Source organism: Leisingera sp. (assembly GCF_034669605.1).
GTDB lineage: Bacteria > Pseudomonadota > Alphaproteobacteria > Rhodobacterales > Rhodobacteraceae > Leisingera.
In genome coordinates, this window is the sequence record NZ_JAXMOX010000163.1 from 1 (window position 1) to 11,082 (window position 11,082).

Below are 11,082 nucleotides of genomic sequence, written 5' to 3' on the forward strand. Positions count from 1 at the left end.
CCGGTAAGCTTCTTCTTCGAAGGTCTGCAGGAAGAAGGCAAAACGCCCGCGGAGAAAGCCTCCGTTCCGGAAGACCTGATGGGCGACAAAGAAGCCCTTGATCTGGTGCGCTCCTACTATGCGATCACGGAAAACCAGCGCCGCCGCCTGTTTGAATTGGCGCGTGTTCTGAGCGACGTCGCCTGAAATCCGGACGGCCGATACAGACAGATTGCCGGCGTAAAACCTGCAGATGGCAGGGATTGCGCTTGCAATAATTTTGGCTGGGTGGCACCCGTATCGCTATGACACAGGCCGCATTCTCAGATCTTGACGTTGCACACAGGATGGCAGACGCAGCCCGCGCTGCCATCCTGCCGCATTTCCGCACATCTGCGCTGACCGCCGAGAACAAACTCGAAGGCGGGTTTGATCCGGTCACTGTTGCGGACCGCGCCGCCGAGCAGGCAATGCGGGCAGTTCTGGCAGACTTGCGCCCCGGCGACGGCATTCTGGGCGAGGAGTTCGGCACCAAGCCGGGCACCTCCGGCCGCACCTGGGTGCTGGACCCGATTGATGGCACCCGGGGGTTCATCAGCGGCACGCCGACCTGGGGCGTGCTGATTGCGCTGTCAGATGAAAACGGCCCGTTCCTGGGCGTCATCGACCAGCCCTATACCGGTGAGCGGTTCTGCGGCGGACCGGACGTTGCCGCCATGACCGGCCCGCTTGGCGCAAGGCCATTGCAGACCCGTGCCACTGCGGCGCTGGAAGACGCGATCCTGTTCACCACGTTCCCGGAGGTCGGCACACCGCAGGACCGCGCCGCATTCGAACGGGTCTCGGCCCGGGCCAAACTGACCCGCTACGGCACCGATTGCTATGCCTATGCGCTGGTGGCGGCAGGGCAAGTGGATCTGGTGATCGAGGCCGGTCTCAATGCTTATGACATTCAGGCGCCGATTGCGCTGATCCAGGCAGCGGGCGGCATGGTCACCGACTGGCAGGGAAACCCGGCCCACAACGGCGGCCGTGCCCTGGCCGCAGCCAATGCGGATATCCACGCGTCTGCGCTGAAACTGCTGCGGCAGGCGTAAACCGGTTGAACCCGGCCGTGCCTGCCTGTAGTTTTCCCACAGGCCGGTTCTTCGCCCGTTTTCCATCGGCCAATCGCACATTCCTCTGAAGCGGGCTGTCTTTTGGAGTGTGTGAAAATGACAGAGATCCTCATTCAAAATGCCGATACCATCCTGACGATGGATGATACGCGGCGGGTGCTGCATGGCGCCGATGTCCTGATCCGCGGCGGTGAGATTGCCGCCGTGGGGCAGGGGCTGCAAACCAGCGGAAACGTCGTTTCCGGCCGCGGCAGCGTGGTGACGCCGGGGCTGGTGAACACCCACCACCACCTCTACCAGAACCTGACCCGCGCGGTGCCGGGGGCGCAGGATGCGCTGCTGTTCGGCTGGCTGCAACGGCTCTATCCCATCTGGGCGCAGTTCACCCCGGACGAAATGTTCGTCTCTGCCCAGCTGGGCCTGGCGGAACTGGCGCTCTCGGGCTGCACGCTCAGCTCGGATCACCTGTATCTCTATCCCAACGGCTCCCGTCTCGAGGACACTATTCACGCCGCCCGCGATGTGGGCCTGCGGTTCCACCCGACCCGCGGTGCGATGAGCATCGGCGAAAGCGACGGCGGATTGCCGCCCGACAGCCTGGTTGAGGAAGAGCGCGCCATCCTCGATGACATGATCCGCGTGGTGGATGCCTTCCACGATCCTGCCGAGGGCTCTATGTGCCGGGTCGGCCTGGCGCCATGCTCGCCTTTCTCGGTCAGCCGCGAGCTGATGCGCGACGCCGCACTGCTGGCCCGCGACAAGGGCGTGATGCTGCACACCCACCTGGCCGAGAATGACGAGGACATTGCCTATTCCGAGGCCAAATTCGGCTGCCGCCCCGGCCAGTATGCCGAAGAGCTGGGCTGGACCGGCGAGGATGTCTGGCACGCCCATTGCGTGAAGCTGGATGTGCAAGAGATTGATCTCTTTGCCAGAACCCGCACCGGTGTTGCCCATTGCCCCTGTTCCAACTGCCGTCTGGGCAGCGGCATTGCTCCTGTGCGGGCAATGCGGGACGCCGGGGTTCCTGTGGGGCTGGGGGTGGACGGATCTGCCAGCAACGACATGGCCAGCCTGACCTCGGAGGCGCGTCAGGCGATGCTGCTGCAGCGGGTTGCCAACGGCGCCGACGCGATGAGCGCCTATGAGGCGCTGGAGATCGCCACCCGCGGCGGCGCCGATGTGCTGGGCCGCCCCGATTGCGGGCGGCTGGCGCCGGGCAAGCGGGCCGATATCGCCGTCTGGGACACCGCCGGCATCGCCTCCAGCGGCAGCTGGGATGCCGTCGCGTTGCTGCTGGCCGGTCCAACCCAGGTGAAACACCTGTTTGTCGAAGGCAAGCAGATCATCCGCAGCGGCGAGATCACCACGCTCGACCTGCCGCAGCTGATCGAACGCCACGGAAAACTGGCGCGGGCGCTGGCTTCATCTTTCTGAAAATACTCAAGGCCGAGGCGCGTCAGCGCCTCTGCTCAACCGGCCGCCCGCTGATCCAGACCTCTGACACGGCCCGGTCATCCCCCATCATGATGGTGGGGAACACCGCCTCCCACAGATCCTCGGCGCGGGCTGACCGCTGGGCGATGGCGGGGGTGGAGGATAGGTCAAGAACCACCAGATCGGCCTCCATGCCGGGGGCGATATTGCCGATCCTCCGCTCCATTCGCAGCGCCGTCGCCGAGCCAAGCGTCGCCAGCCACAACAGCTGCGCCGCATGCAGGGGCGTGCCGCGCAGCTGGCCGATTTCATAGGCCGCCGCCATCGTGCGCAGCATCGAAAAACTCGACCCGCCGCCGGTGTCGGTGGCCAGTCCGATCCGTTGCCCCTCGGCCATCAGCCCGGCCATATCGAACAGCCCGGAGCCGATGAATGTGTTCGACGTCGGGCAATGGATCAGCGCCGCGCCATAGTCCCGCAGCCGGTGCCGTTCACGCTCCTCCAGATGGATCGCATGGCCATAAATCCCGCGCGCCCCCAGCAGGCCGAATTCCTCGTAGGTGTCCAGGTAATCCCGCGCCTGCGGGAACAGGGATCTGACCCAATCGATCTCATCCGTCTGCTCGCTCAGATGCGTTTGCATCAGGCATTCAGGGTGCTTGCCCCATAAGGCCCCCATCGCCTCCAGCTGCTCCGGGGTGGAGGTGGGGGAGAACCGCGGGGTAATTGCATATTCCAGCCGGCCGACGCCGTGCCAGCGCCCGATCAGCACCTCCGAATCGTCATATGCCGACTGCGCCGTGTCCTGCAGGCCGCCGGGTGCGTTGCGGTCCATGCAGGTTTTGCCCGCAACCACCCGCTGCCCGCGCGCGTGCGCCGCCGCGAAGAACGCATCCACGCTTTCCGGGTGAATGGTGCAATAGCTGCACACCGTGGTGGTGCCATGCGCCGCTGTCAGGTCCAGATAGCGGCCGGCGATTTCATCGGCATAGGCCCGGTCCGCAAACCGCATCTCCTCGGGGAAGGTATAGCTGTTCAGCCAGTCGATCAGGCGCTTGCCCCAACTGGCGATAATCGCGGTCTGCGGGTAATGCACATGGGCGTCCACAAACCCGGCCATGATCAGCTTGCCGCTGTGATCGACGGCTTCCGCCTGCGGCAGCAGTGCCTGCATCTGTGCCAGCGGCCCCGCACCTGCGACCCGGCCGTCCTGCACCGCCACCGCGTCCAGCAGCCGGACCGCATCTTCGGGCTGCTCCGCCGCAAAGGGAGAGCCGGTAAAAGACAGCACGTGCCCTTTCAGGATGTAATCGGTGCCCATTCTTCCAACCCTTTCCTTGCAAAATGGCTCCGGGCAGGATACCCGCCGCAACAGCTCCGGTAAATTATGCCGATGTCATTGTTTTCCGGTAGCCGCTTCTTCTATTTTGCAGGCAAACACTCACAAAATGCCCGGGGGCACCACATGAGCAGCGGCGACAACATCACCGGCGACCTGTCTCAGGACGACTCCTACGACCTGGACCGGAAATTGGTTGTCCAGATTCTGGATGCGGTGGAGCAGGGCGATCAGCAAGCGCTGACGGAGCTGCTGGAAAACCTGCATGCGGCAGATATCGCCGACCTTCTGGAACAGATCGGTTCCAGCGACCGGGCGCGGCTGATCCGCCTTTACGACCGTGAGTTTGACGGCGAGATTCTGTCCGAACTGGACGAGTCGATCCGTGAAGAAGTCATCGAGACGCTGAACCCGCTGGTTCTGGCCGAAGCGGTCCGGGAGATGGAAAGCGACGATGTCGTCGACCTTCTCGAAGACCTTGAGGTGCCGCAGCAGGAAGCCATCCTGGAGGCGCTTGAAGATGCCGACCGGGTCGCGGTCGAACAGTCGCTGAGCTATCCGGAAAACTCGGCCGGCCGTTTGATGCAGCGCGAAGTGGTGATGGCGCCCGAACACTGGAATGTCGGGCAGGCCATTGATTACATGCGCAACTCCGAGGATCTGCCGGACCAGTTCTATCATGTGGTCCTGGTCGATCCGCGCCTGCACCCGATTGGCAATGTCACCCTTGGCCGGATCATGGCCACCAAGCGCGAAGTGCTGCTGACCGAACTGGTCGAAGACACCTTCCAGGTGATTCCCGCCGATCAGGACGAGGAGGATGTGGCCTATGCCTTCAACCAGTACCACCTGATCTCGGCGCCAGTGACCGATGGCGAAGGGCGCCTGGTCGGTGTGATCACCATCGACGACGCGATGATCGTGCAGGACGAGGAGCACGAGGAAGACATCCTGCGTCTGGCTGGCGTGGGCGAGGAAAGCTCGCTGGCTGACCGGGTGATAGAAACCACCAAACGCCGCTTCCCCTGGCTGGCGGTGAACCTGGTGACGGCGGTGCTGGCTTCATTGGTGATTGCCCAGTTCGAGGAAATTATCGCGCAGTTTGTGGCCCTTGCGGTGCTGATGCCGATTGTTGCCTCCATGGGCGGCAATGCCGGCACCCAGTCGCTCACGGTTGCGGTGCGTGCGATTGCCACCCGCGACCTGACCGGCTCCAACGTCTGGCGGGTGATCCGCCGGGAAGTGCTGGTGGGGCTGGTCAACGGGGTGATCTTTGCCATTGTGATGGGGCTGGTGGGCCTCGCTTGGTTCGGCTCGCCGATGCTGGGGGTGGTGATTGCAGTCGCTATGGTGATCAATCTGGTCGTGGCAGGGCTGGCGGGCACGGTGATCCCGGTTCTATTGGAGAAAGCCGGAATTGACCCGGCGCTGGCCTCTGGGGCCTTTGTGACCACGGTGACCGATGTGGTCGGCTTTTTTGCCTTCCTCGGGCTTGCCGCAACCGTTTTGCTGTAGGAGACCGCGATGACGGATCTGACTGAAATCAAGGCCGCTGCCCGCAAGGCCGCCTTTGCCCGCCGCAAGGAAGCGCATGCCCGCAATATCCCAGGCGCCGCCGGCCATCTGTCCGAGGTGCTGGCCGGTTACCGCGGTGTGCCGCTGTCGGGCTTTCTGCCGATCCGGACTGAAATCGACCCGGTGCCGGCAATGGCCGAAGCGGCTGCGCATGGGCCTGTTGGCGTGCCGGTGATCATGGGGGCAGGCCAGCCGCTGAAATTCAGCCGCTGGCAGCCCGAAGGTCCGCTGCGCGACGGCCCCTTTGGCGCCATGGTTCCTGAAACGGACGATTTTTTCGAGCCTGAGATCCTGATCGTGCCGCTGGTTGCCTTTGATGCCAAGGGCGGGCGGCTGGGCTATGGCGGCGGCTTCTATGACCGCACGCTGGAGCTGTTGCGCGGCAAGCGGGCGACGCTGGCGATCGGTTTTGCCTATGACGCGCAAGAGGCCGAAGACCTGCCGCTGGAACCCACCGACCAGCCGCTCGACATGGTGGTTACCGAAAGCCGGGTCCTGCAATTCAGCCGCTGACATTGGCCAGACCGCCAGGGTTTTGGTGAAAAACCCTGGCAAAATTTTTCAGAAAAGTTTTGCGCGCGGCTCGCAGGCCTTGTTCTGCCGGCCGCAACGGCGTACCACGCCGGAATGCGAATTCTGTTTTTAGGCGATGTGATGGGCCGCGCGGGGCGCAGTGCCATTACCGAAAATCTGCGGCGGCTGCGCCAGGACTGGCGGCTCGATTTTGTTGTGGTGAACGGCGAAAACGCCTCCAACGGCATGGGGCTGAGCGGCGAGCACGCCAAGCTGCTGCTGGAGGCCGGGGCCGATTGCCTGACCCTCGGCGACCATGCTTTTGATCAGAAGGACATGCTGCAGTTCATCGAACAGGAACAGCGCATTATCCGGCCGCTGAACTTTGCCAAAGGCGCACCGGGCCGCGGCTACCGGCTGTTCCAGGCCCCGGGCGGGCGCAAGGTGCTGGTGGTGCAGGTGCTGGGCCAGGTATTCATGAAACGCGCCTTCGACGATCCCTTCGGCGCGGTTGAGGCGGTGCTGAAATCGCACCCCCGCGGCGGGCTGGCCCAGGCCATCATCGTGGATGTGCATTGCGAAGCCACCTCCGAGAAAATGGCGATGGGCCATTTTTGCAACGGGCGTGCCTCGCTGGTGGTGGGGACCCACACCCATGTGCCGACAGCGGACGCGCAGATCCTGTCCGATGGCACCGGCTACCTCACCGATGCCGGCATGTGCGGCGACTACAATTCAGTCATCGGCATGGATAAGGCCGAGCCGATGCGCCGCTTCCTGACCGGAATGCCCAAGGCGCGCTTTACCCCCGCCAATGGCGAGGCCAGCCTGTCCGGTGTGTTTGTCGAGACCGACGACCGCACTGGCGCGGCCAAGCAGATTCGCATGGTGCGCAACGGCGGCCTGCTGCAGGAGGCGGCCCCTTAACCCCTTGCCCCTTGCGCCATGCGGCGCAGCTGGGGCGGGATGTTTTGCCGGTGCAGACGCGATTTTCCGCACAAATTCCCGAATGCAGGCCTCAGCTGCTGAGCAGATGCGGAAATTCTTGCTCAGTCCCGGGGATTCAGGGAAACTGCGCGATGGCGGAGCGTGCAGCGGCGCGCTAAACCCGCCTGAAACAATATGGGCATAATCACGGCATATGCAGTTCTTCCAATTTGGTGATACCGGCAGCGCGGCCCTGGCTATAGCCATTGTCCTGGCCATGTTTGTGGCCTTCCTGCGCGAAACCTACCCCACCGAGGTTGTGGCGCTGACCGGCGTGGCAGCAATGCTGGCCACCGGCGTTCTGCCATACGATCAGGCGCTGCCGGTTCTGTCCAACCCGGCGCCTTGGACAATTGCCGCGATGTTCATCATCATGGGCGCCCTGGTGCGGACCGGCGCCCTTGATGCCTTTACCCAAATCGCCAAGACACAGGCCGAGGTGAACCCGAGGCTTGCGGTCGCCCTGCTGATGGCTTTTGTGGTTGCCGCCTCTGCCGTTGTGTCAAACACGCCGGTGGTGGTGGTGATGATCCCGGTATTCATCCAGATATCCCGCACCCTCAATGTTTCGGCGTCCAAGATGCTGATCCCGCTCAGCTATGCGGCGATCCTGGGCGGCACGCTGACGCTGATCGGAACCTCGACCAATCTGCTGGTGGACGGCGTGGCGCGGGCGCAGGGCCTGAAACCCTTCACGATTTTTGAGGTCACCCCGCTGGGCGTGATCCTGGTCGTCTATGGCATGATCTACCTGCGCTTTATCGCACCGCGGCTGCTGCCGGACCGCGACAGCATGGCCATGCTGCTCAGTGACAAGTCCAAGATGAAGTTCTTCACCGAAGCGGTGATCCCGCCGGAAAGCAACCTGATCGGCCGCGAAGCATCCGGCGTGCAGCTGTTCAAGCGCCCCGGTGTGCGGCTGATCGACGTGATCCGCGGCGATGAATCGCTGCGCCGCAACCTCGAGGGCGTTGAACTGCAGGTCGGCGACCGGGTGGTTTTGCGGACCAGAATGACCGAGCTGCTGAGTCTGCAAAGCAATAAGGAGCTGAAACGGGTCGACCAGGTTTCGGCAGTGGAAACTGAAACCGTCGAAGTGCTGATCACTCCGGGCTGCCGCATGGTCGGCCGCAGCCTGGGCGCGATGCGCCTGCGCCGCCGCTATGGCGTCTATCCCCTGGCGGTGCATCGCCGGAACCAGAATATCGGCGTGCAGCTGGATGACCTTGTGGTGCGGATCGGCGATACCCTGCTGCTGGAGGGGGCCCCCGCCGATATCCAGCGTCTGGCGACCGATATGGATCTGGCAGACGTCTCGCAACCGACCCAGCGCGCCTACCGCCGCAGCCACGCGCCGATTGCCGTTGTTGCGCTGCTCGGCATCGTTCTGCTGGCCGCCCTGGGCGTTGCGCCGATCCTGATGCTGTCGCTGCTGATGGTGTCACTGGTGTTCGTGACCCGCTGCATCGACGCGGATGAGGCGTTCTCTTTTGTGGACGGGCGGCTGCTGGCGTTGATTTTTTCGATGCTTGCCATCGGGGCCGCGCTGGAAAGCTCCGGTGCCGTCAGCCTGATCGTCAACGCCATCGCACCCGCCTTGTCGATGCTGCCTCCGGTCCTGCTGGTCTGGGCGGTTTATCTGCTGACTTCTGTCCTGACCGAGCTGGTATCGAACAATGCGGTGGCGGTTGTGGTGACCCCGATTGCCATTGGCCTGGCCCAGGCGATGGGGGTGGATCCGCGTCCCTTGGTGGTGGCCGTGATGGTGGCCGCCTCGGCTTCGTTTGCCACCCCGATCGGCTACCAGACCAATACGCTGGTTTACGGTCCGGGCGGTTATAAGTTCACCGATTTTCTGCGTGTCGGCATCCCGCTGAACCTGACTGTCGGCATGCTGGCGTCGCTGATCATTCCGTTTTTCTGGCCGCTCTGAAAGCAGGGAATGCCTTTGGTGATGGCAGTGTTCCGCCGCATCACCCTCTGTTTACATGAAATTGTTACGGCCGTGCCTATATGAAACAGGGACTGTTTCACAGGGTGGCACATGGACTTCAGAAAACTGTTCCTGATCGCGGTTCTGGGCGGATCAACAGCCATTGTGCTGATGACGCAGGCCTGGGCGGACTGGCAAACGCAGCCTGCCGAGGTATCCGCGCAGGCGGCAAAATCCTTGTGAAAGGATTTGGGCAAAACGTTTCCGCAAAAGTTTGCCCCCGCTACAAAGGCCAGAATACCAGGATTGCCGGAATGGAAACGGCAATGACCAAGACCTCCAGCGGCAGCCCCATCCGCCAGTAATCGCCAAAATGATAGCCGCCGGGACCCAGTACAAGCGTGTTGTTCTTATGCCCGATCGGCGTCAGGAACGCCGCCGAGGCAGCGACCGCCACCGCCATCAGAAACGGATCAGGAGAAACCCCGAGGGACTCTGCCATCTGAATGCCCACGGGTGCTGCGACAATCGCCGTGGCGGTATTGTTCAGCACATCCGACAGCGTCATGGTGACCACCATCAGCACTGTCAGCACCGCCCAGGCGGGCAGGCCTTCGGTCAGGCTTGTCAGCGCATTGGCAATCAGTGCGGTGCCGCCTGAGCTGTCCAGTGCCGCCCCCAGCGGGATCATCGACCCCAGCAGCACCACAACCGGCCATTCCACGTGATCATAGATCTCCGCCACCGGCAGGATCTTGAACAGAACATAACCGATGGCCACCAGCCCCAGGGCCACCGGCAGGTAGATCAGGCCGACAGAGGCCGCCAGAACTGCGGCGGCAAACAGGCCGATGGCGGCCCAAGTCTTATCATTTGCCGTCACCGCCAGCCCGCGCTGCGCCAGCGGCAGGCAGCCCAGCCATTCCGCCACATCCGAAACCCGGCCGCGCGGGCACAGCAGCAGCAGGATGTCACCGGCCTCGATATCGGTCTGCCGGATGTGCCGGGTGATCCGGCGGCCCTGCCGGGCAACCCCCAGCAGAACCGCGCTTTGCCGCCAGGACAGGCCGATCGACTGTGCGCTGCGGCCGCGGATGCGGGCGGATTCCGGCACCACCAGTTCCACCAGTTCCAGCCCCTCGCCGGCGGCGGTCAGCTTGTCCTGCCGGGCGGCATCGGCAAAGTCCAGCTTCAGCGCGCTGCGGAACTCGTCCAGCGCCTCCGGCTCCGCCTCGATCACCAGCGTGTCGCCTTCCCGCAGCACCGCCGCCACCGAGCGCCCGTAGCGCCGCTTGCCATCGCGGATCAGCCCCAGAATGGCCACGTCCGCCTTCTCGGCCTCTTCCTCCAGCTCGCCCAGCCGCTTGCCGGCAACCTCCGAGTCTTCACCGACCGTCAGCTCCGCGATATAGGGGGCAAGCTGCGCCTCGGACGCGCCCGCTGCATTCTCCCGCGCCGGGATCAGCCGCCAGCCGGCCAAGGCCACAAAGGCAAGTCCCGCCAGCGCCGCCACGCCGCCCACAGGGGCAAAATCGAACATCCGGAACGGCTCTCCCAGCCGCTCCTCCCGGATCGCCGCGATGATGATGTTGGGCGGTGTGCCGATCAGGGTCGCCATGCCGCCCAGAATGGTGGCAAAGGACAGGGGCATCAGGCTCAGCCCCGGCGCCCGGCCGGCTTTGCGCGCGGTCTGGATATCCACTGGCATCAGCAGCGCCAGCGCCGCCACATTGTTCATGAAGGCCGACAACACCGCGCCGACCCCGCCCATCAACGCAATATGGCCGCCCAGCCCCCGCGCGGAATCCACCAAGGTGCGGGTAATCAGAAACACCGCGCCTGACCGCACCAGACCGGCTGAAACGATCAGTACCAGCGCCACCACCAGCGTTGCCGGATGGCCGAACCCGGCAAAGGCCCCGCTTGCCGGCACCACCCCCAGCACCACCCCCGCCATCAGCGCGGCAAAGGCCACCAGATCATACCGGTAGCGCCCCCACAACAGCAGGGCAAAAACGGCAGCAAATAGCGAAAACAAAACGGCTTGGTCATATGTCATCGCGCCAGCTTAACCGCGAAACCCCGCGGAGCAAGGGCCAAGCCGCGGGCAGGGTGCTTGAATCCCGGCACTGACAAAGGCTATATGGGCGCCAATTCAGATATTCAGCAGCAAGGACGTACCATGGCAGGCCATTCAAAAT

The 11,082-nt window shown here is 63.7% G+C and carries 9 protein-coding genes and 1 pseudogene; 8 read left to right on the forward strand and 2 right to left on the reverse strand.

Annotation, left to right across the window (positions count from 1 at the left end):
- The 3 genes and pseudogenes from VOI29_RS17990 to VOI29_RS18000 form a co-directional block, all read left to right on the forward strand.
- Nucleotides 1–186, forward strand: a pseudogene (locus tag VOI29_RS17990) (transcriptional regulator); the annotation flags it as partial.
- A 98-nt stretch (nt 187–284) separates the two neighbouring features.
- The gene (hisN, locus tag VOI29_RS17995) at nt 285–1,076 is read left to right on the forward strand and encodes a histidinol-phosphatase (RefSeq protein ID WP_323781738.1); all 792 of its coding nucleotides are present in this window, start codon (nt 285–287) and stop codon (nt 1,074–1,076) included.
- A 117-nt stretch (nt 1,077–1,193) separates the two neighbouring features.
- Nucleotides 1,194–2,534 (forward strand): 8-oxoguanine deaminase, encoded by a 1,341-nt coding sequence (locus VOI29_RS18000; protein WP_323781741.1) that lies wholly within the window; start codon nt 1,194–1,196, stop codon nt 2,532–2,534.
- Nucleotides 2,535–2,556: 22 nt separating this feature from the next.
- Here the strand turns inward: VOI29_RS18000 and guaD are convergent, their stop codons facing one another.
- Nucleotides 2,557–3,855 carry a guanine deaminase gene (gene guaD, locus VOI29_RS18005; protein ID WP_323781745.1) on the reverse strand — a complete coding sequence of 433 codons (1,299 nt, stop codon included), beginning with the start codon at nt 3,853–3,855 and terminating at the stop codon, nt 2,557–2,559.
- Between the two features lie 144 nt (nt 3,856–3,999).
- On the opposite strand from guaD, the gene mgtE reads away from it, so the two are divergent.
- The 5 genes from mgtE to VOI29_RS18030 all read left to right on the forward strand — a co-directional run bounded on the left by mgtE (nt 4,000) and on the right by VOI29_RS18030 (nt 9,124).
- Complete coding sequence (mgtE, locus tag VOI29_RS18010; protein WP_323781748.1) at nt 4,000–5,388, forward strand: magnesium transporter; 1,389 nt, start codon at nt 4,000–4,002, stop codon at nt 5,386–5,388.
- Nucleotides 5,389–5,397: 9 nt separating this feature from the next.
- The gene (locus VOI29_RS18015) at nt 5,398–5,961 is read left to right on the forward strand and encodes a 5-formyltetrahydrofolate cyclo-ligase (RefSeq protein WP_323781753.1); all 564 of its coding nucleotides are present in this window, start codon (nt 5,398–5,400) and stop codon (nt 5,959–5,961) included.
- A gap of 114 nt (nt 5,962–6,075) precedes the next feature.
- Nucleotides 6,076–6,888 (forward strand): TIGR00282 family metallophosphoesterase, encoded by an 813-nt coding sequence (locus VOI29_RS18020; protein WP_323781757.1) that lies wholly within the window; start codon nt 6,076–6,078, stop codon nt 6,886–6,888.
- 214 nt (nt 6,889–7,102) lie between these two features.
- Nucleotides 7,103–8,881, forward strand: a complete 1,779-nt coding sequence (locus VOI29_RS18025) for an SLC13 family permease (RefSeq protein ID WP_323781761.1) — start codon at nt 7,103–7,105, stop codon at nt 8,879–8,881.
- Nucleotides 8,882–8,992: 111 nt separating this feature from the next.
- Nucleotides 8,993–9,124 (forward strand): hypothetical protein, encoded by a 132-nt coding sequence (locus VOI29_RS18030; protein WP_323781764.1) that lies wholly within the window; start codon nt 8,993–8,995, stop codon nt 9,122–9,124.
- Between the two features lie 40 nt (nt 9,125–9,164).
- On the opposite strand, the gene VOI29_RS18035 is transcribed toward VOI29_RS18030, so the two are convergent.
- The gene (locus VOI29_RS18035) at nt 9,165–10,940 is read right to left on the reverse strand and encodes an SLC13 family permease (protein WP_323781767.1); all 1,776 of its coding nucleotides are present in this window, start codon (nt 10,938–10,940) and stop codon (nt 9,165–9,167) included.
- Nucleotides 10,941–11,082: the final 142 nt, after the last annotated feature.